21 protein-coding genes and 1 pseudogene are annotated in these 23,809 nt (G+C 74.5%); 8 read left to right on the plus strand and 14 right to left on the minus strand.

Translation table 11 applies throughout. The features are described 5' to 3' along the window. Positions 1-31: 31 nt before the first annotated feature. Complete coding sequence (locus tag V1L54_RS22190) at positions 32-1,621, minus strand: FAD-dependent oxidoreductase (RefSeq protein ID WP_330119843.1); 1,590 nt, start codon at positions 1,619-1,621, stop codon at positions 32-34. Continuing rightward, a complete protein-coding gene (locus V1L54_RS22195; protein WP_330119844.1) occupies positions 1,618-2,274 on the minus strand; it encodes a hypothetical protein in 657 nt (218 codons plus the stop codon). Before V1L54_RS22195 ends, V1L54_RS22190 begins: the two co-directional genes overlap by 4 nt. A gap of 274 nt (positions 2,275-2,548) precedes the next feature. Between V1L54_RS22195 and V1L54_RS22200 the strand changes: the two genes are divergently transcribed. Continuing rightward, positions 2,549-3,757 (plus strand): hypothetical protein, encoded by a 1,209-nt coding sequence (locus V1L54_RS22200; protein ID WP_330119845.1) that lies wholly within the window; start codon positions 2,549-2,551, stop codon positions 3,755-3,757. Positions 3,758-3,868: 111 nt separating this feature from the next. Here V1L54_RS22200 and V1L54_RS22205 read toward each other — a convergent pair whose 3' ends face one another. Further along, positions 3,869-4,390: a hemerythrin domain-containing protein gene (locus V1L54_RS22205; protein ID WP_330119936.1), complete on the minus strand. Its 522-nt coding sequence runs from the start codon at positions 4,388-4,390 to the stop codon at positions 3,869-3,871. A 200-nt stretch (positions 4,391-4,590) separates the two neighbouring features. Between V1L54_RS22205 and V1L54_RS22210 the strand changes: the two genes are divergently transcribed. The 4 genes and pseudogenes from V1L54_RS22210 to V1L54_RS29530 all read left to right on the plus strand — a co-directional run. Further along, positions 4,591-5,727 (plus strand): carboxylate-amine ligase, encoded by a 1,137-nt coding sequence (locus tag V1L54_RS22210; protein WP_330119846.1) that lies wholly within the window; start codon positions 4,591-4,593, stop codon positions 5,725-5,727. Positions 5,728-5,762: 35 nt separating this feature from the next. Then, positions 5,763-6,845 carry an iron-containing redox enzyme family protein gene (locus tag V1L54_RS22215; protein WP_330119847.1) on the plus strand — a complete coding sequence of 361 codons (1,083 nt, stop codon included), beginning with the start codon at positions 5,763-5,765 and terminating at the stop codon, positions 6,843-6,845. A 398-nt stretch (positions 6,846-7,243) separates the two neighbouring features. After that, positions 7,244-7,441, plus strand: coding sequence for a hypothetical protein (locus V1L54_RS22220; RefSeq protein ID WP_330119848.1), 198 nt, complete (start codon positions 7,244-7,246; stop codon positions 7,439-7,441). 5 nt (positions 7,442-7,446) lie between these two features. Continuing rightward, positions 7,447-7,845 (plus strand): annotated as a pseudogene (locus tag V1L54_RS29530) (HIT family protein); the annotation flags it as partial. A gap of 150 nt (positions 7,846-7,995) precedes the next feature. Here V1L54_RS29530 and V1L54_RS22230 read toward each other — a convergent pair. Together V1L54_RS22230 and V1L54_RS22235 are read right to left on the minus strand one after the other, a co-directional pair. Continuing rightward, positions 7,996-8,286: a CDGSH iron-sulfur domain-containing protein gene (locus V1L54_RS22230; RefSeq protein ID WP_330119937.1), complete on the minus strand. Its 291-nt coding sequence runs from the start codon at positions 8,284-8,286 to the stop codon at positions 7,996-7,998. A gap of 10 nt (positions 8,287-8,296) precedes the next feature. Next, positions 8,297-8,962, minus strand: coding sequence for a HemK2/MTQ2 family protein methyltransferase (locus V1L54_RS22235; RefSeq protein ID WP_330119849.1), 666 nt, complete (start codon positions 8,960-8,962; stop codon positions 8,297-8,299). Positions 8,963-9,080: 118 nt separating this feature from the next. Here V1L54_RS22235 and V1L54_RS22240 point away from each other — a divergent pair, with 118 nt between their 5' ends. Next, positions 9,081-10,268 carry a zinc-dependent alcohol dehydrogenase gene (locus tag V1L54_RS22240; protein WP_330119850.1) on the plus strand — a complete coding sequence of 396 codons (1,188 nt, stop codon included), beginning with the start codon at positions 9,081-9,083 and terminating at the stop codon, positions 10,266-10,268. 50 nt (positions 10,269-10,318) lie between these two features. Here V1L54_RS22240 and V1L54_RS22245 read toward each other — a convergent pair whose 3' ends face one another. Next, positions 10,319-10,618, minus strand: a complete 300-nt coding sequence (locus V1L54_RS22245) for a DUF6343 family protein (RefSeq protein WP_330119851.1) — start codon at positions 10,616-10,618, stop codon at positions 10,319-10,321. A gap of 158 nt (positions 10,619-10,776) precedes the next feature. Here V1L54_RS22245 and ggt point away from each other — a divergent pair, with 158 nt between their 5' ends. Continuing rightward, positions 10,777-12,678 carry a gamma-glutamyltransferase gene (gene ggt, locus V1L54_RS22250; protein WP_330119852.1) on the plus strand — a complete coding sequence of 634 codons (1,902 nt, stop codon included), beginning with the start codon at positions 10,777-10,779 and terminating at the stop codon, positions 12,676-12,678. Between the two features lie 17 nt (positions 12,679-12,695). Here the strand turns inward: ggt and mnhG are convergent, their stop codons facing one another. The 7 genes from mnhG to V1L54_RS22285 all read right to left on the minus strand — a co-directional run bounded on the left by mnhG (position 12,696) and on the right by V1L54_RS22285 (position 19,261). Further along, complete coding sequence (mnhG, locus tag V1L54_RS22255) at positions 12,696-13,118, minus strand: monovalent cation/H(+) antiporter subunit G (RefSeq protein ID WP_330119853.1); 423 nt, start codon at positions 13,116-13,118, stop codon at positions 12,696-12,698. Next, positions 13,115-13,381 carry a monovalent cation/H+ antiporter complex subunit F gene (locus tag V1L54_RS22260; RefSeq protein WP_330119854.1) on the minus strand — a complete coding sequence of 89 codons (267 nt, stop codon included), beginning with the start codon at positions 13,379-13,381 and terminating at the stop codon, positions 13,115-13,117. Before V1L54_RS22260 ends, mnhG begins: the two co-directional genes overlap by 4 nt. Then, positions 13,378-14,007, minus strand: coding sequence for a Na+/H+ antiporter subunit E (locus V1L54_RS22265; RefSeq protein ID WP_330119855.1), 630 nt, complete (start codon positions 14,005-14,007; stop codon positions 13,378-13,380). The genes V1L54_RS22260 and V1L54_RS22265 overlap by 4 nt, the downstream gene beginning before the upstream one ends. Further along, positions 14,004-15,533, minus strand: a complete 1,530-nt coding sequence (locus V1L54_RS22270) for a Na+/H+ antiporter subunit D (RefSeq protein WP_330119856.1) — start codon at positions 15,531-15,533, stop codon at positions 14,004-14,006. The genes V1L54_RS22265 and V1L54_RS22270 overlap by 4 nt, the downstream gene beginning before the upstream one ends. Further along, positions 15,530-15,889, minus strand: a complete 360-nt coding sequence (locus V1L54_RS22275) for a Na(+)/H(+) antiporter subunit C (RefSeq protein WP_330119857.1) — start codon at positions 15,887-15,889, stop codon at positions 15,530-15,532. Before V1L54_RS22275 ends, V1L54_RS22270 begins: the two co-directional genes overlap by 4 nt. Next, entirely contained in the window at positions 15,886-18,792 is a 2,907-nt protein-coding gene (locus V1L54_RS22280) for a Na+/H+ antiporter subunit A (protein WP_330119858.1), read from the minus strand. Before V1L54_RS22280 ends, V1L54_RS22275 begins: the two co-directional genes overlap by 4 nt. Before the next feature lie 82 nt (positions 18,793-18,874). Further along, positions 18,875-19,261, minus strand: coding sequence for a hypothetical protein (locus V1L54_RS22285; RefSeq protein WP_330119859.1), 387 nt, complete (start codon positions 19,259-19,261; stop codon positions 18,875-18,877). A gap of 103 nt (positions 19,262-19,364) precedes the next feature. On the opposite strand from V1L54_RS22285, the gene V1L54_RS22290 reads away from it, so the two are divergent. Next, entirely contained in the window at positions 19,365-22,409 is a 3,045-nt protein-coding gene (locus tag V1L54_RS22290) for an FAD-binding and (Fe-S)-binding domain-containing protein (protein WP_330119860.1), read from the plus strand. Between the two features lie 232 nt (positions 22,410-22,641). Here the strand turns inward: V1L54_RS22290 and V1L54_RS22295 are convergent, their stop codons facing one another. Next, entirely contained in the window at positions 22,642-23,763 is a 1,122-nt protein-coding gene (locus V1L54_RS22295) for an enolase C-terminal domain-like protein (protein ID WP_330119861.1), read from the minus strand. Positions 23,764-23,809: the final 46 nt, after the last annotated feature.

Raw genomic sequence — 23,809 nt, forward strand, 5'->3', positions numbered from 1 at the left:
GCGGCCCGGCGCCCCGCCCCCAGGACCGCGCTCACTCCCCGGCGCTCTCCGTCTCCGTCCCCCCGGCCTCCTCCGCCCCGTCGAGATCGCGCCGTTCCAGGGGCCGGACGGCCGGGCCCTGGAGCACCGAGCCGTCGGGAGCGAAGCGCGAGCCGTGGCACGGGCACTCCCAGGCCAGTTCCGCGTCGTTGAAGTGGACCAGGCAGCCCAGATGTGTGCAGCGGTCCGAGACGGCGTGCAGCCGCCCCTGGGCGTCCCGGTGGACGGCGCAGCGCCGGCCGCCGACCCGCACCAGGGCGCCGCTCCCGGGCCGGATGTCCTCCACGGAGTCCACATGGGTGGAGCCGCCCAGCCGGTCGCCGACGAAGTGCTTGGCGACGGTGGCCTGCAGCCCCAGCAGTGCCGGGGCCTCGCGTACCCCCGGCAGCCGCCTGGGGTCGTACAGGCCGGCCCACGGCGGCAGTTCGCTCTCGGTGAGGTACGCGGTGAGCAGTTGCCCGGCGAGCACCCCGCTGGTCATCCCCCAGCCGCCGAAGCCGGCGGCGACATAGGTGTGCCGCGCCCCGGGGTGGAAGGGGCCGATGTAGGGGACCCGGTCGGTGGAGGCGTTGTCCTGGGTGGCCCAGCGGTGGACGATCCGGGCGTCGGGGAAGCGCTCGGCCGTCCAGCCGGCCAGCCGCGCGAAGCGCTCGGGGACGTCCGCGGTGCCGGGCAGGAAGCTCTCGCCGGTGACGATGAGCAGCCGCTGCCCGTCACCGTACGGCGCGGTGCGCACCGAGCGGGTGTTGTCCTCGGGGGTGATGTACATCCCGGCCGGGTCCTGGTCGGCGGGGATCGCGGCGGCGACGACCAGCTCCCGGTGCGGCTCCAGCCGGGAGAAGAGCATCGCCCGGTCGAAGACCGGGTAGTGGGTGGCGACGACCACCTCGCGCGCGGTGACCACCGCACCGTTCTCGGCGGTCACCCGGCACGGTTCGCCCTCCTCCAGCCCGACCACCCGGGTGCGTTCGGCGATCCGCCCGCCGCGCCGCAGCAGGTCCGCGGCGAGCGCCAGCAGATACCTGCGGGGGTGGAACTGCGCCTGGTCGGCCACCCGCACCGCGCCCCGCACCGGGAAGGGCAGTCCGGTGTCGGTGACGTAGGAGGCGGGCAGCCCGGCCTCGGCGGCGGCCTCGGCCTCGGCGCGCACCTTCTCGTCCTGTTCCTCGGACTCGGCCCAGGTGTAGGCCGCCACCCGCTCCAGCTCGCAGTCGACGCCCAGTTCGCCCACCACGGCGACGAGGTGCTCCAGGGCCTCCTGCTGGGATCGCGCGTAGTGCCGGGCGCCCTCGGCGCCGTGTTTGCTCCGCAGCTCGTCGTAGATCAGCGAGTGCTGGGCGGTGACCTTGGCGGTGGTGTGCCCCGTCACCCCGGCGGCGATCCGGTCGGCCTCGACCACGGTGACCCCGCGGCCGGCCCGGGCCAGCTCCCAGGCGGTGCACAGGCCCGCGATGCCGCCGCCGATCACCACGACGTCGGTGTCGGTCTCGCTGCCGGGTTCCAGCGGCGGGTGGGAGGTCTCCGGGGTGACGGGGGCGGATGCCAGCCAGTACGACTCGTGGTCGGAGGGGAGTTCGCTCACGGGTTCCGTGTTCCCCTTCCTTCCGGACGCACTCCGGTGCCCTCGCCCCGGCCGGACTCGCCGACCTCTCCCACGCCCTCGGGCGGGCCGGTCTGGTCCTCGTCCTCCTCGCCGCGCAGCTGCCCGATGTCGCGGCCGTCGTCGACGATGTGGACGGCCGTCTCCTCCGGTCCCAGCCCCTCGGCCGGGGACTCGTGGGAGAACACGTCCTGGTTGGCGGGCCGGTCCTCCAGCGGGTCGTCGCTGAGCTGGCCCGCCTCGTCCGCCGGGGCGCCGTAGGCGGCCTCCCGGCCCACGTCGGGCTCCTCCTCGGCCAGCCGGTCGGACAGGGGCTTGCCCTCGACCTGCTCGGAGTAGGTGGTGCCCCACTCCTCGGCGGCCACCGGCCGCTCACCGGGGACGGGCATCTGCTGCGGATCGTTCGTCCACGCCTGCTCGGGCGCGCCGTCCTGCAGGTCGGGGAGGCCCGCGTCCTCCGGGGCGGCACCCGGGTCGTCGGGGCCGGACAGTGCGGAGTCACCCGGACTGGGACCGGTGGCGGGGCTGTCGTCGGGCGGGAGGCCAGGGGTCTCGTCGTCGGTGGCGGTGGCGCCTTCCTCGCTCAGTTCCGGCCCGGTCTCGTCCGTCTCGATGGGGTCGTTCTCGTCAGCCATGGTCCTTCTCCCTCCGGGTCCCGGTGCAGGTCAGGGGCGTGAACACGTCGGTGATCCGGTCGGTTCTCATCGCCCCGCCGGTACCCGCCGACTCCCGGCGGAAACGCGTCCCGGGCCCGGGCCGCACCCGTTCGCCCCGTTTCGGGGGTGGGGTCAGGGGTACCCCGGCGCCTGCGCCCGACACGGGGAAGACCGATGGAGGCCGGCGAAGGCCGGTGGAGAACCGGAGCAGCGAGCCGGGCGCGGCCAGCCGTACACGAGCAGGAGGACCCAGGTGACCTTCAACCCCCTGGAACAGCGCGGTATCCCGCTGGACCGGCAGATCCGCAACTGGCGCGAACTGAACGTCGAGCCGATCGACCCCAACCACGCCGACCCCTACACCCGCTGCCGCATCATCACCATGAACGGCATCGAGGTCGAGGCGATCATGTTCAGCCACCACTTCGCCCGGGTCTGCCCGGACATGGAGGTGAAGCGGAAGCTGGCGGAGGTCCGGTACACCGAGCAGCAGCAGCAGAAGACCGTCAACTGGCTGCTGCCGGGGCTGTCCTCGGTGCTGGAGACGACGATCGCCTACGAGCAGGTGGCCGTCGACCTCACCGCCTGGGTCGCCCGGATGGAGCCCGACCCGTACCTCAAGCAGGCGTACCAGTTCGGTGTCCTGGAGGACTTCGACCACCTGTACCGGTACTCGAACCTGTACGAGATGATCGAACACCGCAAGGCCGAGAAGATCGTCGACCAGCTCACCGAGGTCATCCCCGGCCGGCCGACGAAGTACCACCACCGGCACCCGGCCGACAACGTCCGCGAGCCCTACGACCGGCAGCGGACCGACCCGCTGTCCAAGCTGCACGCCCTGACGATCATGTCGGCGGAGCAGCAGACCATGAACTTCTACATGAACGTCGGCCCCCAGTACATGGAGCCGATCGCCCGGCAGCTCTACCAGGAGATCGGGCTCATCGAGGAGGAGCACGTCACGCACTACGAGTCCCTGGTGGACCCGGGCGAGACCTGGTGGGAGCGGCTGGTCAACCACGAGTACAACGAGTGCTACCTGTACTACTCCTTCATGCAGCAGGAGAGCGACCCGAAGGTCAAGGCGATCTGGGAGCTGCACCTGAACATGGAGCTGGAGCACCTGCACATCGCCTGCGACCTGATGCGGCGGCACGACGGGCGTGAACCCGAGGAGGTCCTGGCGCCGGCCCTCCCCAACGTCCTGACCTTCGAACCCAACAAGGGGTACATCCGGGAGCTGCTGGACACCCAGCTGGACCTGACGACGCTGGGCGCGGGCTACGTGCGCGAGGCCCACGAGCGCTTCGAGCGGATGCAGGAGCAGATCCACGGCGGCGAGGAGCCGCCGAGCGAGCAGGTGATCGACCGGCACCGGGAGATGTTCGGGGGCGAGTACCGGCTGAGCACCGAGGGCGAGCACCCGGCCCCGTCGCTGCGCGAGCACCAGCGGACCTGACCCCGGGACCCCACGCCCCCGATGTGCCGGGCCGCCGTCCTCCCGGAGGACGGCGGCCCGGCCGCGGTACGGCGCCGGACGCGGGTGCCGTACCGCGCCCGGCACCCGCCCTCAGTGCCCGCCCATGACCTTGCGCACGGCGTCCCGGGCGCGGTCGGCCACGGCGACGAGCGGACCGACCGCCAGGTTCTCCGCGGCCGTCTCCGCGCCGGGATGCGGGCGGGTGGGGGCCGTCGCCTCCGCCGCCCTGAGCGCCTTCGCCATGGTGCGGAGCCGCTCGGGTTCGGTGTTGCGGCTGATCTGGACGAACTCGTAGCGCTCCTCGGCGCGCGCGTGCGACTCCACGTCGTGCCGCAGTGCCGCCAGCCGGGGCATGAACTCCGGGCTGTCCGGGTCCATGTCCTCCATGTCCTTCAGCGTCTCCTTCGCCTTCCTCTCCTCCGCCAGGCGGTCCTCCACCACCGCCTCCCCGCCGTCGATGCTGCGCCGGGCGTAGGGGTGGACCACCTCCTCCTCGGCGGTCTCGTGCACCGCCAGCAACCGCACCAGACGGTGGAAGGCGTCCCGCCGGGTGTCGCCCTCGGTCGCCTCCACCTCGTCGAAGAGGTTCCGGATCTCGCCGTGCTGCCGCATCAGCAGCGCCACGACGTTCTCGTCGTTCCCGTCGCCGCTGATCTCGCCCAGTTCCTGCTGCCGTTCCGCCACGTGGGTTCCCTTCGTGTAGCCGGTGTCCGCCGGCCGTCGCCGGTGCGGCCACCCGCGGTACCCGTGGGCCCGCCCCGGAAAACCCGGCCGTTCGTTTCACCACCCGGTCCGGGGGTACGCACACTGCCGTGACCAGGGAAGGAACCGCCGGGGGGCTGACCATGGGGGTCGAGGAGGAGTTCCTCCTGGCCGACCCGACCACCGCGCGCACCGTGCCCGCCGCACGGGCGGTGCTGCGCCGCGCCCATCAGGAGGCGTCCCCGGCCGACGGCTCCGGGTGCAAGGCCGAGTTCCTCGCCAGCCAGGTGGAGTCCGCCACCCGGGTGTGCACCTCGCTGGAGGAGCTGCGCCACGTGCTGGCGGCGGACCGCGCCCGGCTGGTGGACGCCGCCCGGGAGGAGGGCCTGTACCTGCTGTCCGCCGGCTCGGCGCCGCTCAGCGACGGGCGCGTTCCGGTGGCCGACGGGGAGCGGTTCCGGCGCATCTCGGAGCGGTTCGCCGACATCGTGGACGACTACCAGGTCTGCGGCTGCCACGTCCATGTGGGAGTGCCCGACCGGGAGACCGCGGTGGCCGTGGTCAACCGGGTGCGCCCCTGGCTGCCGACCCTGCTGGCGCTCTCGGTGAACTCGCCCTTCTCGCACGGCCTGGACCGCGGATACGCCAGCTGGCGCATGATGGAGCAGTTCCGTTTCCCCGCCGCTGGCATCCCGCCCCGCTTCCCCGACGCCGCCGCCCACGACGCCGCGGTCGAGCGGCTGGTGTCCTGCGGCGCGCTCATCGACGACCGGATGAGCTTCTGGCTGATGCGCCCCTCCCCCTGGCTGCCCACCGTGGAGTTCCGGGTCGCGGACGCGGCGGCCACCGTCGACGAGGCCGTGCTGCAGGCCGCGCTCGGCCGCGCCCTGGTGCGCCGGGCCCTGGCCGAGCTGGCGGCGGGGCTGCCCGAGCCGGAGCTGGACGAGGGGACGGCCCGCGCCGCGGTGTGGTCCGCGGCGCGGTACGGGACGGCGGGTGACGGGGTGGATCCCGTCACCCGCACCCGGGTGCCGGCCGCCGACCTGGTCGGCGCCCTGCTGCGGCACGTGGCGCCCGCCCTGGAGGAGACCGGCGACACCGGGACCGTACGGCGGCTGCTGGACGCGGTGCGCCGGGACGGCACCGGTGCCGAGCGGCAGCGGCGCGCCTGGGCGCGGGGCGGGCCGCGGGCCGTGGTGGAGCTGCTGGCTTCACTGACCGACGCGCGGGCACACGACCAGTCATGACGACCGGTTCTCTTTCCCCGAGTACCACGAACACCGTGACCGGCGCCCTGACCAGCGCCGACACCGCCGCGCTCCCCGGGGCGCGCGGCGCGCTGAGCGCTGCGGTGCTGGACGCCCTGGCCGCCCCGCCGCCCGCGCCGGGGGCACCGGGCGCGCCGGGCGCACCGACTGGGCCCGCGGGTTTTCCCTCCGTCCAGGACCCGGCGGTGGCGGACGCCGATCCGTACGGCGACGATCTGCAGCTGGCCCTGTACCTCTGCTACGAGCTGCACTACCGGGGCTTCGCGGGTGTGTCACCCGACTGGGAGTGGGACCCGGACCTCCTGCGGCTGCGCGCCGCCCTGGAGCGGGTCTTCCTGGCCGCGCTGCGCCGCGACACCGGCAGCGGCGCCTCCTCGGACTCCGATGTGGCCGCCGCACTGGATCCGCTGCTGGTGCAGCCCGCCGAGGGCGGCGGGGTGTCGGACTTCCTGCTGCGCGAGGGCGAGTGGTGGCAGCTGCGCGAGTACTTCGCGCACCGCTCGGTCTACCACCTCAAGGAGGCCGATCCGCACGCCTTCGCCATCCCCCGCCTCGACGGCCAGGCCAAGGCGTCGCTGGTGGCGGTGGAGTACGACGAGTACGGCGGGGGCCGCGGCGAGCGGGTGCACGCGCGGCTCTTCGCCGACCTGCTGGCGGGCGCCGGGCTGGACCCGTCCTATCTGGGCTACCTGGACCGGGTGCCCGCCCCGGCGCTGGCCACGGTGAACCTGATGTCGCTGTGCGGGCTGCACCGGTCGCTGCGCGGCGCGCTGGTGGGACACTTCGCCGCCGCCGAGATCAGCACCGCGCCCAGCGCCCGGAAGATGGCCCGGGCGCTGGAGCGGCTGGGTGCCGACGAGCGGTGCGTGCTGTTCTTCACCGAGCACATCGAGGCGGACGCCGTCCACGAGCAGGTGATGCGCCGGGACGTCATCGGCGATCTGCTGGCCCGTGAGCCGCACCTGGCCGCCGACGTGGTGTTCGGGATCAGGGCCACCGAACTGCTGGAGGAGCGGCTGGCGGAGCACCTGCTGGGTGCCTGGCGCGGCGGCGACTCCTCGCTGCGGCGCCCCCTGGACGCGCCGTCGGCGGGCTGAGGCCCCCCGCTTCCGGCACCGGGATTCCCGGCGCCGGGAGCGGGGGCCGCTGCCAGAACGCCTCTCGCCGGAGGGCCCGGGCGCGGAGGCGGAGGACGAGTCCATGGGATACGTCCTGGAGGCGGTGATCGCCCGCGAGGAGCCGCTGCGGGCCGCGGCGGGCATCGCCGCCGCGCGGACGGCGCCGCTGCGCCAGGGGCTGGCGCTGCTGCCCATGACGGACGAGCTCTCCGACGTCCTCTCCCCCCGGCGGCACCGCGGGTCCGGCCGCCTGCCCGCCGGGGTTCCGGAAGCTGCCCGGCGGCTTCGACCGCACGCTCGCCCGTTGGTCCGCCGCCGGTCCCGTCGCCTACGCCGGGGCCGATTTCTTCGGCGGCCACGGCGAGCAGCGCGCCGCCGTGTGGGACGCCGGCGCCCTGGTGCCGGGCCCGCTGCACACGGCCGAGGGCGAGCCGTTCCCCGCCGAGGGCAGTCCGCTCTCGCAGGCCCTGCGGCGGCCGGGCGCGGTGCGCGACGCGGAGTCCTTCGACGAGTTCGCGGCGGTGGGGCCGGGGCGGCACCGGCACACCCGGGGCTGGGCCGGTCCGGCACGCTGAGCGGGATGCCGCGGAGCCGTCCGCCGGTCCCGGTGAGGAGTTCCCCCGTGAGCACACCGTCCGCCCCGCCACCCGTCCCCCGGGACGCTCCGGTGGCGGACTGCGCCTTCTGCCGGATCGGCCGGGACGAGGCCGACACCGACCTGGTCGTGTACCGCTCGGGGAACGTCCGCGCCGTCCCGAACCTCATGCGGCGGGAGAACGACCCCGGCCGCACCGTGGTCCTGCCGGCGGCCCATGTGACCGCACTGTACGAGGCGCCGCCCGCTCTCCTCGCCGAGCTCTTCGGGGCCGTCGCCGCCGTGGCGTCCGCCGTGCGCGAGGCGTACGGGACGGTGGGCAGCACGGTCGTGCAGAACAGCACCGTGCCCGGCCAGGTCTTCCACCACCTGCACGTCTCGGTGATCCCGCGCTTCGCGGGCGACGCGTTCCGGATCCCCGAGCCGGGACTGGTCGAGGAGTCCCGGGAGGTCCGGCTGGCGCACGCCGCCGCGCTGCGGCGGGTGCTGCACCGGGAGGGGTGCCGGGAGGGGTGCGGCGGCGGTCCGCCGCCGTCAGGTGTCCCGGTCCCCGTCCGGGCCCCGGTCCGGGTCCTTCCCCTCGGCGGCCGGACGGGGGCGGCGCTCCCGGCGGCGGTGGCTGGTGTCGCACCACGGGTAGCGGTGGCTGCGGCGGCAGACGCACACGGCCACCACGAAGCGGTCCGAGCGGGCGGTACGGCCGTCGGGGAGCTCGACCTCCACCGGCCCCTCGATCAGCACCGGCCCCTCGGGGTCGACCACCACACGCCGGGCACGCCGGTCCGCGGGCTCCGCCACGGGTTCCACCACCGTCTCCTCCGCCAGGTCACGGGCCTCAGGGGAGGTCGCCACGGACCACCACCAGTTCCTCGGTGCGCTGCCCCGGAGCGATCAGCCCCCGCTCCTCCAGCCAGGCGGCACGTCCGCGCAGTACCGGGCCGAAGGGGATGACGGCCCGGGCCACCACCGAGGACTTCATCCCCCGCTCCCGCAGCATGGCCAGGGTGGTCTCGGTGCCGCACAGCTCGGAGTGGACCAGCAGCAGCGCCCCGCCCCGCACCAGCAGCTCCGGCGCGCTCCCGCACAGCCGGTCCAGCACGGTGCGGCCGTCCGGGCCGGCGTCCCAGCACAGGGCGGGTCCCCGGCGGGGCGGCTCCGCGTCCGGCGAGGGCACGTACGGCGGGTTGGCGAGGACCACGTCGAAGCGTCCGCCCCGGGCCGCCTCGGTCACGGCGTCGGCGAGGTCGCCGCGCCGCACCCGCAGCGGCAGCCGGTGCAGCCGGGCGTTGCAGCGGGCGGCGAGCACCGCGCGGGGCGAGGCGTCCAGCGCCACCGCCTCGGCGGCGCCCATCCGCAGGGCGGACATGGCGAGCACTCCGGTGCCCGTGCACAGATCGAGCACGCGGGCGCGGGGGGCCAGTGCGGCGTCCCGCAGCGCCTGCCGCAGCAGCCAGGTGTCGTCCTGCGGCGCGTAAACCCCGGGGGGCCTGAGCAAGAACATGGCCACCGAATACCTCGTTTGCCGCAGAGCTAACACGCCCGCGGGTGTGGTGACGTCGCGGGACTGGCCGCCCCGCTCGCGGGTACCCGTCCGGTTCCCTATCCGGAGGTGAAGTCTGATGAAGGCAGTGGTCTGGCACGGTCGGGGCGACGTACGGGTGGACGAGGTGCCCGATCCGGTGATCCAGGAGCCCACGGACGCGATCGTGCGCGTCACCTCGTCCGGGCTGTGCGGCTCGGACCTGCATCTGTACGACCCGCTCACCCCCTTCATGACGGAGGGCGACATCCTCGGGCACGAGCCGATGGGCGTGGTGGAGGAGGTCGGGCCGGAGGTGCCCAACCTCTCCCCCGGCGACCGGGTGGTGATGCCCTTCCAGATCGCCTGCGGCTCGTGCTTCATGTGCTCCCGGGACCTGCAGACCCAGTGCGAGACCACCCAGAACCGCGAGTACGGCACGGGTGGCTCGCTCTTCGGCTACACCAAGCTCTACGGGCAGGTGCCCGGCGGCCAGGCCGAGTACCTGCGGGTGCCGCAGGCCCACTACGGGCCGGTCAAGGTGCCCGAGGGGCCGGCGGACGACCGCTTCCTGTACCTGTCGGACGTGCTGCCGACCGCCTGGCAGGCGGTGGCGTACGCGGACGTCCCCGAGGGCGGCACCCTGACGGTGCTGGGCCTGGGTCCCATCGGTGACATGGCGTGCCGGATCGCGCTGCACCGGGGTGCCTCGAAGGTGATCGGCGTCGACCTGGTGCCCGAACGCCTGGAGCGGGCCCGGGCGCGCGGTGTGGAGGTGCTGGACCTCACCGAGCACGGCGCCGAGGGGGTCGCCGACGTCATCCGCGACCGGACCGGCGGGCGCGGCACCGACGCGGTGATCGACGCGGTGGGCATGGAGGCCCACGGCAGCGCGGTGGCCGAGGCGGCGCAGAAGTCGACCAAGCTGCTGCCGAAGAAGCTCGCTGAGAAGCTGATGACCACGGCGGGGGTGGACCGGCTCGCCGCGTTCCAGCTCGCCATCGACGCCGTGCGGCGCGGCGGCACGATCTCGCTCAGCGGTGTCTACGGCGGGATGTCCGATCCGCTGCCGATGCTCACCCTGTTCGACAAGCAGATCCAGTTGCGCATGGGGCAGGCCAACGTGCGGCGCTGGGTGCCGGACGTCCTGCCGCTGCTGACGGACGAGGACGTGCTGGGCGTGGACGGCTTCGCCACCCACCACATGCCGCTGGCCAAGGCCCCGGAGGCGTACGAGATGTTCCAGAAGAAGACCGACGGCGCGGTGAAGGTCATCCTCCAGCCCTGAGCCTAGGCCCGGCACCGCCCGGCACCACCCGGACGGCGCCGGGGCGGGGGTCAGGACCGCCCGCTCCCCCGCCCCGGTGCCGCGGACCGCTCGCGCCTGCGGCGGGCCAGGACGACGGACAGGTCCACCAGCCCCAGCACGGTCAGCACCCCGCAGATCCAGGCCAGCGTGCGCAGCGAGTCCGGGGCCGGTGCGTCGCCCGGACCGGCCCGGGAGGCCCAGACGGCGAAGAGCACCGTCCCGGCCAGGAACACCGGGACGTACACCAAGGACAGCAGCAGCCGCAGCCCCAGGGCACTGCGGGCGGTGACGGGCTCGGTACCGGTCCGGGACCGGCCGGGAATCCGCATGGTCGGCGCACCTCCTGACGGGATGCCGGGCCGGGTACCCGGCCCGGCATCCCGTCATGCAGCCTCCGCCCGGACCGGCGCGGCACCGTTGCCCCGGACCGCCGCGGCTGACAGGGTTTCCCGTCGTCTGAGCGTCCCCGGGAGACCACGGAGGCTCCATGCCCGCCCGATCGCCTTTCCCCCCTCGCTCCTTTCCGGCCCTGCCCGTCCCGTTCCGCCTCGGCCCGGCCCCGGTCCTGACGGCGGCAGTGGTCCTGGCCCTCGCCCTGGCCCTGCTGCTGCCACCACCCACCACGGCCGCCACGGCGGCCGACACGGTCCGCAGACCGCCCGCCGCCCCCGTCGCGACCGGTTACGGCGGCGCCGTGGCCAGCGTCAACCCGTACGCCTCCCGGGCCGGTCTGGAGGTGCTGCGCGCGGGCGGCAACGCGGTGGACGCCGCGGTGGCCACCGCGGCGGCGCTCGGTGTCGTCGAGCCCTACTCGGCGGGAATCGGGGGCGGCGACTACCTCGTCCACTACCAGGCCCGCACCGGGCGGGTGCACACCGTCGACGGGCGGGAGACCGCGCCGGCCGCCATGCGGCCGGACGCCTTCCTCGACCCGGCCACCGGCGAACCGATCCCCTTCGGCGAGGCGGTGAACTCGGGCCTGTCGGTGGGGGTGCCGGGTACGCCCGCCACCTGGGAGGCGGCCCTGGAGCGCTGGGGCACCGTCCCGCTGGCGGCGGCGCTGCGGCCGGCCACCCGGATCGCCGAGCGCGGCTTCACCGTCAGCCCGGAGTTCCGGGCCCAGACCGAGCTGAACGAGGACCGCTTCCGCGACTTCACCCCCACCGCCGAGCTGTTCCTGCCCGGCGGGGAGCCGCCCGAGGTCGGCTCGGTGTTCCGCAACCCCGATCTGGCCGGCACCTACCGGCTGCTGGCCCGCGAGGGCACCGACGCGCTCTACGAGGGGCCGCTGGCCCGCGAGATCACCCGTACGGTGCGGCGCCCGCCCGTGGCGCCGGACGCGGACCGCACGGTGCGGCCCGGGCTGATGACCACCGCCGACCTGGACCGCTACCGCGTGCTGTTCCAGGAACCGACGAAGGTGGACTACCGGGGTGTGGAGGTGTACTCCATGGCCCCGTCCTCCTCCGGCGGCACCACGGTCGGCGAGGCGCTGAACATCCTGGAGAACTTCGACCTGGCCGGGATGGACCGCGCCCGGGCGCTCCACCACTACCTGGAGGCGAGCCGGCTGGCGTACGCCGACCGCAACCGGTGGGTGGGTGATCCGGCGTTCTCCGAGGTGCCGACCGAGGAGCTGCTCTCGGAGCGGTTCGCCAAGGAGCGGGCCTGTCTGATCGACCCGGGCCGGGCGCTGCCCGGTCCGGTGGCGCCCGCCGATCCGCGTGCCCCCGGCTCCGGGGAGTGCGCGGCCGGGCACGGCGGCCCCGAGCCGTACGAGGGCCCGTCCACCACGCACCTGGTGACCGCGGACCGCTGGGGGAACGTGGTGTCCTACACGCTGACCATCGAGCAGACCGGCGGCTCGGCGATCACCGTGCCCGGCCGGGGCTTCCTGCTCAACAACGAGCTCACCGACTTCGACTTCACACCGCTGTCACCGGAGGTGGACGGGCCGAACCTGCCCGGTCCGGGCAAGCGGCCGCGCAGCAGCATGGCGCCCACGATCGTGCTGGACGACGGCCGTCCGCTGCTCGCGCTGGGCACGCCGGGCGGGTCCACCATCATCACCACCGTGCTGCAGACCCTGGTGAACCGGCTCGACCTGGGCATGACACTGCCGGAGGCGGTGGCCGCGCCCCGGCTCTCGCAGCGCAACACCGCCGACACCCTGGCCGAGCCGGACTTCCTGGACTCCGCTCCCGAGCGGGCGGCGCTGGAGGCACTGGGCCACCGGTTCGTCCCGCCGCCGCGGGCCTTCACCCCCGCGCCGGAGATCGGGGCGGCGGCCGCGCTGGAGGTGCTGGGCGGCGGCCGGTACCAGGCCGTCGCCGAGCCCGAGCGGCGCGGCGGGGGCTCGGCGGTGGTGCTGCGTCCGGCCCGCCGCTGAGCTCCCCGCTCGCCCGTTCACGGCTCGCGTTCCCGGCCGTCCCCGGGGTCCTGCCCCGCGGTGGTGTCCTCCGGTTCCCCGGCGGAGGATCCGGGGTCCCGGTCCGGGGGCGCGAGCCGCCCGGCCAGCTCGTCCACGACCAGGGTGCGCCGGTCCACCGCGCCGGTGCGGTAGGCCACCCGGCCGACGACCTGGCCGAGGACGGGCGCGGTGACGAGCTGGAAGACCGCGATGAGCAGCAGCAGGGCGGAGTAGGGCGCGGGCACCAGCAGGGCCGCCGCGATCATGATCAGCACCAGGCCCAGGGTCTGGGCCTTGGCGCCCGCCTGGAGCCGGGTGACGGTGTCCGGGAAGCGCACCAGGCCGATGGCGCCCAGCAGGCAGAAGAAGGCACCGCCCAGCAGCAGAACGGCCGCGAAGACCTCCAGCAGCACCCTCATCGCATGTCCTCCCGCTCCTCGACGAGCCGTGCCGCCGTCACCGCCCCGATGAAGCCGAGCAGCGCCAGCACCAGCAGGACGAACACGGCCGTGGTGTACTGCCACACGGCCACCGCGACTCCGGCCCCGGCGACGATCGTCGTCACCAGGACCTCCACCGCCATGGCGCGGTCCAGGGTGCCCGGGCCCCGGGCCAGGCGGACGAGGGTGAGCAGGGCGGCGGCGGCCAGCACGGCCAGGGCGACGATCCCGACCACGTTCACCGCGTCCCCTCCCCCGACCGCTTCCCCCGGGCCTTCGGCAACTCCCGCCACCGGTCCAGCTCCCCGCGTGCCCCGGAGGGGCCGAAGACCCGCACCACCCAGCTCTCGGCGTCCACCACCTCGTCGCGCCGGGCCCCGAGGTGCTCCTTGTCCCGCACCGGCAGGGCGTGGACGTAGAGCAGCCGCCCGTCGCGGTCGATCTCCAGGACGAGGGTGCCCGGCGTCAGCGAGGCCAGACTGGCCGTGGCGGAGACCATCAGGTCGCTCTCCACCCACAGCGGGACCTCCAGCACCGCCGCCTTCGCCCGCGGACCGCGCAGCACGGCCTCCCGGGCCACGATGAGGGCCGAGCCGACCAGTTCCACCAGCAGATGCCCCGGCAGGGCCAGCAGCCACAGCGGGTGCAGGTGCGCCCGCCGGGTGACCGGCGGCAGCGGGAAGAGGACCGGCACCAGCACGGCCACCACCGCCCCGCACAGCAGGACGACCGGGCTCACCGAGCCCCACAGCACGATCCACAGCAGCCACAGCCACAGGACCTGCGGCCACAGCCGGGCGATCCGCCGGGGCGGCGGGGAGCCGCCCCGGGGCGCGGAAGCGCTCGCGGAGGCACTTGTCGGGGTCATTCGCCACTCCTGTCCGGGTCGTCCCGTCCGGCTCCCTGGAGCACGGCCTCCTGGTACGCGTCGCGCTCCAGGATGTCCACCGCGGCGCGCTCGCTGAGCCGGGCCAGCGGTCCGGCACCCGCCGCCACCACCACGCCGATCAGCACGGCGCCGACCGTGGAGCCGACCATCAGACGCAGTCCGCCGCCGCGCCACCGCGAGGAGGACGGGTGCTCGGTTCCCGCGGCGAACGCCGCCCGCCACACCCGGGCCATCGCGTAGAGGGTGAGGAGGCTGGTGAGCAGGGCGGCGGCCAGCAGGGCCAGGACCGCCGCACCGCCCTGCTCGATCCCGGCGCGCAGCAGGGCCAGTTTGGCGACGAAGCCGGACAGCGGTGGGATCCCGGCGAGGCTGAGGGCGGCGAGCGCGAACAGTCCGGCCAGCAGCCCGGGCGGCGGGGCCGTGCCGGCCAGTTTCGGCAGCGCGGCGCTGCCGCCCCAGCTCACCACCAGGCCGGCGACGAGGAACAGCGCAGCCTGGACCGCGATGTGGTGGACGGCGTACAGGACGGTCCCGGTGAGCCCGTCGACGGTGTACAGCGAGAGTCCGAAGAGCATGAAACCGATGTGGCTGACCAGCACGAAGGACAGCAGCCGGTTGATGTCCTGCTGGGCGATGGCGCCCAGGATGCCCACCAGGAGGGTGAGGGCCGCCGCGACCAGCAGGGGGGTCCAGGTCTCCGTGCGGGGGAAGAGCAGCGTCTGGGTGCGCACCATGGCGTACAGGCCGACCTTGGTCAGCAGCGCGGCCAGTACGGCCGTGATCGGTGCCGGGGCCGTCGGGTAGCTGTCCGGCAGCCAGAAGTGCAGCGGCACCATCGCCGCCTTGATGCCGAACACGATCAGCAGCAGCAGGCTGAGCACACCGCGCACCCCGTCGGAGAGTTCCGGGATCCGGTTTCCGAGGTCGGCCAGGTTGACCGTGCCGGTGGCCGCGTAGACCAGTCCGATGGCGGTGAGGAACAGCAGCGACGACAGCAGGCTGGTGATGGTGTACGTCATCCCGGCCCGGATGCGGCCCTCGTCGGCGTCCAGGTTGATCAGCACGTAGGAGGCGGCGAGCATCAGCTCGAAGGCCACGAAGAGGTTGAACAGGTCACCGGTGAGGAACGCCAGGCCGACCCCGGCCACCAGCAGCAGGTACGCCGGATGGAAGGGGGTGCGGGGCGCGTCCCCCTCGGCGGTGCCCTGCCCGATGGCGAAGACCAGCACGGCCAGCGCCACCGCCAGCGCCACCGTCAGCAGCAGCGTCGACAGGCGGTCGGCCACCAGCGCGATCCCGGCCGGGGCCGGCCAGTCGCCGACCTCCAGGACCAGCGGGCCGCGCCGGTCGGCGAGCACCAGCAGGACCACCGCGTCGACCAGCACCGCGGTCAGCACCGCGGTGCCCAGCAGCCGCTGGGCGGCGGCGCTGCGCCACACGGCCAGGGACAGTCCGGCCGCCAGCACCGGCAGCAGGACGGGTGCGATCAGAAGCCACTGGGTCACTGCTCCCCCACCCTGCGGTCCTCGACGTCGTCACGGACCTCGTCATGGCCCTGCAGCCGCCATCCCCGGTAGACGAGCGCGAGCAGCAGGATGGTGATGCCGAAGGTGATCACGATGGCGGTCAGGGCCATGGCCTGCGGCAGCGGATCGGCGAACTCCTCCGTCCCGTGCCCCTCCCCGGTGACCGGGGGCTCGCCCGGCGGCCCGGCGGCCAGCAGCACCAGCAGGTTGGTGCTGTGCCCCAGCACGAGGAAGCCGAACAGCAGGCGCATCAGGGAGCGCTGCAGCAGCAGGTGGAAGCCGATGGCGAACAGGCCGCCCACCACCACGGCCCCCGTCAGGTCGAGTGTCGTCATCGGTCACGGCTCCCGGTCTCGTCGGTCGTGGCGGCGGTCGTCGCGAGCCGGCCGCCGGGACCGGCGGCGGCCTCCCCGGCGGTCAGCTGGGCGGGCCCCACGGCGGACAGCAGCTTCAGGCACACCCCCACCACCAGCAGGTAGACCCCGGTGTCGAAGACCAGGGTGGTGGCCACCTCCACATGGCCGAACAGCGGCAGCGTCCCGGTGAGGACCGCGCTCGCCAGGGGGGCGCCGCCGAAGGCCAGCGGCCCCAGTCCGGCGACCGCCGCGAGGGCCAGACCGGCGCCCGCGACGATCCGGGGGTCGAGCGGGCCGCGGAACACCGTGTCGGCCCGGCCGCCCACCAGATAGCGCAGGGTGAACGCCTGCCCGGCCACCAGGCCGCCGGCGAAGCCGCCGCCGGGGCGCAGATGGCCCGAGTAGAGCAGGTAGACCGAGAACACCAGGATGGCCGGGAACAGCAGCCGGGTGAGGACCTCCAGCAGCAGCGAGCGGTCGTGGGCGGGCAGTTCGCGTGCCTCCGGCAGCCACGGCTCGTGCGGCACCGCCCAGCGGGCGGTCGGTTCGTGGCGGTCCGCCGCGGGGGGCCGGGCCCGGATCGCCCTCTTGCCGCCCAGCGCCCCGATCAGGGCGGCCACCCCGATCGCCGCCACCATCAGCACGGAGATCTCGCCGAGGGTGTCCAGGGCGCGGAAGTCCACCAGGATGGCGTTGACGACGTTGTGCGCGCCGGCCTCCTTGACGTGTTCGGCGTAGTAGTCGGACACCGGCGACGCGCCGCGGGCCGCGGAGAGGACCACGGCGAGCAGCCCGACGAAGGCGCCGGCGGACACGGCCACCGCCGTGCGCAGCCGGCGCACCCGGTGGGAGCCGGTGCGCTGCCCGAGTTCGGCCGGCAGCCCGCGCAGCACCAGCACGATGAGCACCAGGGTCAGCGTCTCGACGAGGAACTGGGTGAGCGCCAGGTCCGGCGCCCCGTGGAGCAGGAAGAACCCGGCGACCCCGTAGCCGACCGCACCGGCCAGCAGGGTGGCCGCCAGCCGGTGCCGGGTCCCGGCGAGCACCAGCGCCGCGGTCAGTACCACCACCGCCAGCGGCAGTTGGAGGGCCGAAGCCCACAGCGGCGGGGCGGACACGGGGGTGTCCCGCAGCAGCAGGGCGGTGCCGGGCACGAGCAGGACGGTCAGCAGCAGCACGGTGAGGTAGACCGGCAGGGAACCGACCTGGGTGTGGCTGGTGACCTCCACGGCGGTCCGGTCCAGGCCGCGGACCGCCCGGGCGTAGCCCTCCTGGGCGTCGGGCCGCCGGGCGGGCAGCCGCTCCCCGGCCCGGCCGAGGGCGGGGAGCGCGCGGTACAGGGCGAGTCCGGCGGCCAGGGTGGCGGCGGTCAGCGCCAGGGAGGGGGTCAGGCCGTGCCAGAGCGCCAGATGGTACGGCTTCTGCTCCGCCGTCAGGGTGTCGGCGTAGGGCTCGGTGAGCGCGGTGGTGCCGGGGTACCACACCCCCAGCGCCAGGGCGGCCGCCACCAGGGCCGCGATGGGCACCGCCATGCCGAGGGCCCGTTCGGCGGCCGGATCGCCGGCCGGGGTGGTCGGCACCCCGGGCTTGGCGGCGAAGGCGCCCCACAGATAGCGGGCGGAGTACGTCACGGTGAGCGCCGAGCCGGCGAGCAGGGCGGCCAGGATCCATGCCCCGCCCGCTCCGGAACCGTGCAGGGCCGCCTCCCAGAAGGTGTGCAGATACGTCTCGTGCCCCAGATAGCCGGCCAGCGGCGGCAGCCCGGCCATGGAGGCGGCGGCGAGCGCGGCGAGCGTCAGCAGCACCGGCCTGCGCCGGCCCACCCCGGACAGCCGGTCGATCTCCCGGGTGCCGGTGTGGTGCTCCACCAGTCCGGTGGTGAGGAACAGCGCCGACTTGAAGGTGGCGTGCGCCAGCAGCATCACCGCGCCGGCCAGGGCGGCGTTGCGGGTGCCGTAGCCGAACAGGGCGGTGAGCAGGCCGAGTTCGCTGATGGTGCCGTACGCCAGCACCCGTTTGAGGTCCTTCTCCCACAGCGCCTGCCAGGCGCCGAACAGCAGGGAGGCCAGGCCGACGGTCAGGACCAGGGGCCGCCAGGGCGCGGTCTCGGCGAACCCCGGGGCGAGCCGGGCCACCAGGTACACACCCGCCTTGACCATGGCGGCGGCGTGCAGATAGGCGCTCACGGTGGTGGGCGCCACCATCGCGGCGGGCAGCCAGCCGTGCAGCGGCAGCTGCGCCGACTTGGTGAACGCCCCGAGCAGGACGAGCACCAGCGCGGCGGGCACGTGTCCCCCGCTCGGGGGATCGGCGACCAGTTCCGAGATCCGGTAGGTGCCCGCGGACTCGCCCAGCATCACGAAACCGAGCAGCATCGCCAGTCCGCCGCCGGTGGTGACCACCAGGGCCTGCTCGGCGGCGGCACGGTGTTCCCGGCTCTTCCCGCGGCCCGCGATGAGCAGGAACGACACCACGGTGGTCAGTTCCCAGAAGACGTACAGGACCAGCAGGTTGTCGGCGGTGACCAGGCCGAGCATCACCCCGGCGAAGGCGAGCAGCAGTGCGGACTCGCGGCCGTGGCCCTCCTCGGTGTAGCGGGCGCCGTAGACCAGGACGGCGGCTCCGACCCCGGTGACGACACCCACCATCAGCAGGGAGAGCGCGTCCAGCCGGAGGACGACCTCGAGTCCCAGCGAGGGGGCCCAGCCGAAGCGCTCGACGGGCGCGTCGCCGTCCAGGGCGTCGGGCGCGTGTGCCGCGGCCCAGACCAGTGCCGTCAGCGGCACCGCTGCCGCGACCGCCCAGACGGCCCGGCCGATCCGTCCGGCGAGGGCGGGAAGGACGGCGGCCACGACGGCATGGGCGGCGATCAGAACCAGCAAGGGCACTCCTGACGTAGCCACGCATATGCGCACAGAACGGTACCCATACCGTGCGGTTCATGCCTCCGCGCACGACGCGTCGTCAGTGATCCGCCTGCCCGTGCGGCCGTCCGCGCATTCCCAGCGACTCCTCCAGCTCCCGAATGCGTTCGTCGAGCCGTTCGGTCCGGGCCGCGCGCTCGTACGGGGTGGGCGGGGGGCGCCGGGTGATCACCAGTGCGGCGCAGCGGTAGAAGAGGTAGCCGGGTATGACGACGGGCCAGGCGAACCCGTACAGGAAGCCCGTGGTGGCGGCCACCGACTGACCCTGTTCGCGGAAGCGCTCCACCGGGTCCTCGTCGGTGTGCCAGTCGCGCTCCTGCTCGATGATCCGGGCGCGTTCCATGCCGTACGCCACACGAGCCGTCAGCAGGGCCACCGTCAGGTAGCCCAGGAACATCAGTAACAACACCAGGAGGCTGACCAGCATGCCGTTTCTCCCTCCTTCCGGTTCTTCGCGGTACCCGCGACAGAGGGACGGAAACACCGGTTGTGTCCGGTTTCGATGCACCCGGATGAGGTAATCGACGCGCGTGCTTGCCCTGGAGAAGGAACTGCGGAGAAGAGTGAAGGGCGAGGTCCGGTTCGATGCCGGTACCCGGGCCACCTACGCCACCGACGCGTCGAACTACCGGCAGACACCACTGGGGGTGGTGCTGCCCGAAGCGGTGGACGACGCCGTGGCCGCGCTGGAGGTGTGCCGGGAGCACGACGTGCCGGTGCTCTCCCGGGGCGGCGGCACCAGCCTGGCCGGCCAGAGCTGCAACACCGGTGTCGTACTCGACTGGAGCAAGTACTGCCACCGGCTGGTCTCCGTCGCCCCGGAGAGCCGCACCTGCGTGGTGGAGCCGGGGATCGTGCTGGACGAGCTGAACCGGCTGCTCGCGCCCCACGGGCTGCAGTACGGGCCGCGCCCCGCGACCCATCCCAACTGCACGCTGGGCGGGATGATCGGCAACAACTCCTGCGGCTCGACGGCCCAGTGGTACGGCAAGGTCTCGGACAACATCCGGCGCCTGGAGGTGCTCACCTACGACGGGCTGCGGATGTGGGTGGGGTCCACCGGCGAGGAGGAGCTGGCACGGCTGTGCGCCGAGCCGGGGCGCCGGGGGGAGGTCTACCGGGGGCTGGCCGCGCTGCGCGACCGCTACGCCGAGCTGGTCCGCGAGCGGTTCCCCGACATCCCCCGGCGGGTGTCCGGCTACAACCTGGACGCGCTGCTGCCGGAGAACGGCTTCGACGTCGCCGGGCTGCTCGTCGGTTCGGAGTCCACGCTCGTCACCGTGCTGCGGGCCGAGCTGGAACTGGCCGACGTCCCCGGGCACACCGCCATGGCGGTGCTCGGCTTTCCCGACGCGGCGACGGCCGCCGACCACGTGCCGGCCGTCGCGGAGCACGGACCGCACGCGCTGGAGGGCGTCGACGACCGGCTGGTGTGGTTCGAGGAGCTCAAGGGGCTCAACCCGGCCGGCCGCGAGATGCTGCCCGGCGGCGGGTCCTGGCTGATGGCGGAGTTCGCCGCCGACACCCGGGAGGAGGCGGCCCGGAGGGCCCGGTCCCTGGTCGGCGCCTTCCCCGAGGCGACCGACGCCACCTGGTACCACGGAAGCGGACCCAAGCACCTGCTGTGGAAGGTCCGCGAGGCCGGGCTCGGCGCGACCGCGCACGTACCGGGACTCCCCGACACCTGGGAGGGCTGGGAGGACTCGGCCGTACCCCCCGACCGCGTCGGCGACTACCTGCGGGACCTCAGCGAGCTGTTCCGGGAGTTCGGCTACGGCGATCCGGCCGTCTACGGGCACTACGGGCACGGCTGCCTGCACACCCGCATCCCCTTCGACCTCACCTCCGCCGAGGGCGTCGCCACCATGCGCGACTTCGTCGAGCGGGCCGCCGACCTCGTGGTGTCGTACGGGGGCTCGCTCTCCGGCGAACACGGCGACGGACAGGCCCGGGGCGAGCTGCTGGAGAGGATGTTCGGTCCCGAGGTCGTCCGGACGTTCGAGGAGTTGAAGGGGATCTTCGACCCGCGCAACCGGATGAACCCGGGAAAGGTGGTCTTCCCCGCGAAGCTGGACCAGCATCTGCGGCTGGGCGCGGACTTCCACCCCCACGAGCCGGAGACCGCCTTCTCCTACCCCCACGACGAGGGGAGGTTCAGCGGGGCCGCGCTGCGCTGCGTCGGGGTCGGCAAGTGCCGCTCGCTGGAGGGCGGGGTGATGTGCCCCAGCTACCGGGCCACCCGCGAGGAGGAGCACTCCACCCGCGGCCGGGCCCGGCTGCTGTTCGAGATGGTGAACAACTCCGGGCCGATCGAGGACGGCTGGCGCTCGAAGGAGGTGCACGACGCCCTCGACCTCTGCCTGGCCTGCAAGGGCTGCAAGAGCGACTGCCCGGTCAATGTCGACATGGCGACCTACAAGGCCGAGTTCCTGCACCACCACTACGCGGGCCGCCCGCGGCCGGCGGCGCACTACTCCATGGGCTGGCTGCCCGTCCTGGCCCGGCCGGCGGCCCGGCTGTCCGGCCTGGTCAACGCCGTCACCCGCACGCCGTTGCTGGAGCGGGCCGCCAAACGGCTGGGCGGGATCGCCCCCGAGCGCGAGCTGCCGGTCTTCGCCGACGAGACGTTCACCGACTGGTGGCGGGCCCGCGGCGGGACCCGCGGCGGCGGCCGGCGGGGCGAGGTGGTGGTGTGGCCCGACACCTTCACCAACTTCTTCCACCCGGCGGTCGGACGGGCCGCGGTGGAGGTCCTGGAGGACGCCGGCTTCCATGTGAAGGTCCCGGACGCGGCGGTCTGCTGCGGGCTGACCTGGATCTCCACCGGCCAGCTGACGGTCGCCAAGCGGGTGCTGCGGCACACCGCGGAGGTGCTCCGGGACGATCTGCGGCGCGGCGTCCCGGTGGTCGGCCTGGAGCCGAGCTGCACGGCCGTCTTCCGGGCGGACGGCCCGGAACTGCTCCCGGACGACCCGGACATCGGGCGGCTGAAGCGGCAGACCCGCACCCTGGCCGAGGTACTGACCGAACGCGCGCCCGACTGGGAACCGCCCCGCCTGGACCGCTCCGCCGTGGTCCAGCCGCACTGCCACCAGCACGCCGTCCTCGGCTTCGACGCCGACCGGGCACTGCTGGAGCGCGCCGGGGTGGACGCGTCGATGGTGGAGGGCTGCTGCGGTCTGGCGGGCAACTTCGGCTTCGAGCGCGGCCACTACGAGGTCTCCGCCGCCTGCGCCGAGCACGCGCTGCTGCCCGCGGTGCGCGAGGCGGACGCCGGTGCCCTGGTCCTCGCCGACGGCTTCAGCTGCCGCACCCAGACCGAGCAGTCGGACACCGGCCGCGCCCCGCTGCACCTGGCGGAGGCGCTGGCCGCCGGGTTGCGGGAGCGGCGCGGCACGGCGCCCGCCCGGGACGGCGCGGTGCCGGAGCCGGAGCGGACCGCGCCGCCGTCCCGGGCGCGGGCCGCGGCGACGGTCGCGGCGGCGGCCGTGCTGTCGGCGGCCGCGGCGGCGGGCACGGTCTCGGCGGCGGCCGTACGGCGGGCGCTGCGGCGCACCGCGGGCGGCGCCCGCTGACCACACCCGGAGGCACCCTCCCCGGGGCATCCCGGGGAGGGCCGGGAAGGGCGGGCACGGCGGCGGCCGCGGCCGTACGGCGGGCGGCGCCCGCCGAACCGCACCCGCCGGAGGCCCCGCGACGCTCCTGCGGGCGCGCACCACACCGGCCGCCGCAGCACCCCGGCCGGCACCCCGGGGCGAACCGGGCGGCCGGAGTGGGACCGGGCCGCTGCGGCACCGCCGCCGCCCGTCACCGCACCCGGTGGCGTTCCAGCCGGTCGGCGCGCAGCGTCAGCCCGTGCCCGGCGCGGGAGCGGTCCGGGCGCAGCGCACCGCCGGGGCCGGGGGTGAGCACGCCGTCGAAGAGCGCTTCCTCGATGCGCACGTGGTCGTGGAAGTACTCCAGATGCCGCAGCCGGGACGCCGCGGCGCACGCGTGCGCGCTCAGCTGCGGCGCGCAGTGCGCCGACAGGCCGATGCCGTGGGCGTCGCACAGCGCGGCGGCGGCGCGGAAGCCGGTGAACCCGCCGCAGCGGGTGACGTCGGCCTGGAGGCAGTCCACCGCCCCGGCCTCGAGCATGCGGCGGAAGTACGGCAGGGTGAAGCCGTACTCCCCCGCCGCGATGTCCAGGCCCGCCGGGCCGCGGTCGCGCAGCAGCCGCAGCCCCTCCAGATCGTCGGAGGAGACCGGCTCCTCCAGCCAGGTGACGCCCGCGTCGCGGAGGCGCCCGGCGTGGTCCAGGGCCTGCTTGCGGGTCCAGGCGCCGTTGGCGTCCGCGTACAGCTCGGCCGGGTCGCCGATCGCGGCGCGGGCCGCGCGCAGCCGCTCGGCGTCCGCCGCGTCGTCGCGCCCGACCTTCATCTTCACCCGGGGGATGCCCTCCTCGACCCAGCCGGCGAGCTGCTCGGCGACCTCGGCGGGACCGTAGGAGGTGAAACCGCCGCTGCCGTAGACGGGAACGGCCTCGTGCACCGTGTCCAGGGCGGTGGCCAGGGAGATGTCCAGCAGCCTGCTCTTGAGATCCCACAGCGCGGTGTCCACGGCCGAGACCGCCAGCGCGCCCACCCCCGGGTAGCCGGCGTTGCGCAGGGAGCGGCGCATCAGGGACCAGACGTGCCCGGGCCGCAGCGCGTCGGCGCCCGTCACCAGCGGCGCGAGCTGGGTGTCGATCAGTTCGGCGGTGGCCCGCTGGGCGTAGGTCCAGCCCGTACCGGTGCGCCCGGCGGCGCGCGTCTCCACCAGGACCACGGTGGTGGAGTCCCACTCCAGGGTGCCGTCGGACTCCGGTCGGTCGGTGGGGACCGTCCAGACGCGGGTGCGGACCTCCTCCACCGGCGGCCCGCCGCCCTCCTCCTGCGCTGTCGTGGGCATTCGGCCCTCCTTCCGGTCGCTCCTTGCGGTGCTTCGTCTCCGCCGC

Origin of the sequence: Streptomyces rubellus (genome assembly GCF_036323805.1) — a bacterium.
GTDB lineage: Bacteria > Actinomycetota > Actinomycetes > Streptomycetales > Streptomycetaceae > Streptomyces.

Coding starts and splice junctions, on each gene's coding strand:
- V1L54_RS22195 (WP_330119844.1), bottom strand. CDS start 2,274: ATGGCTGACGAGAACGACCCCATCGAGACGGACGAGACCGGGCCGGAA.
- V1L54_RS22205 (WP_330119936.1), bottom strand. CDS start 4,390: ATGCGGCAGCACGGCGAGATCCGGAACCTCTTCGACGAGGTGGAGGCG.
- V1L54_RS22235 (WP_330119849.1), bottom strand. CDS start 8,962: ATGTTCTTGCTCAGGCCCCCCGGGGTTTACGCGCCGCAGGACGACACC.
- V1L54_RS22240 (WP_330119850.1), top strand. CDS start 9,081: ATGAAGGCAGTGGTCTGGCACGGTCGGGGCGACGTACGGGTGGACGAG.
- V1L54_RS22245 (WP_330119851.1), bottom strand. CDS start 10,618: ATGCGGATTCCCGGCCGGTCCCGGACCGGTACCGAGCCCGTCACCGCC.
- ggt (WP_330119852.1), top strand. CDS start 10,777: ATGCCCGCCCGATCGCCTTTCCCCCCTCGCTCCTTTCCGGCCCTGCCC.
- mnhG (WP_330119853.1), bottom strand. CDS start 13,118: ATGAGGGTGCTGCTGGAGGTCTTCGCGGCCGTTCTGCTGCTGGGCGGT.
- V1L54_RS22265 (WP_330119855.1), bottom strand. CDS start 14,007: ATGACCCCGACAAGTGCCTCCGCGAGCGCTTCCGCGCCCCGGGGCGGC.
- V1L54_RS22275 (WP_330119857.1), bottom strand. CDS start 15,889: ATGACGACACTCGACCTGACGGGGGCCGTGGTGGTGGGCGGCCTGTTC.
- V1L54_RS22285 (WP_330119859.1), bottom strand. CDS start 19,261: ATGCTGGTCAGCCTCCTGGTGTTGTTACTGATGTTCCTGGGCTACCTG.
- V1L54_RS22295 (WP_330119861.1), bottom strand. CDS start 23,763: ATGCCCACGACAGCGCAGGAGGAGGGCGGCGGGCCGCCGGTGGAGGAG.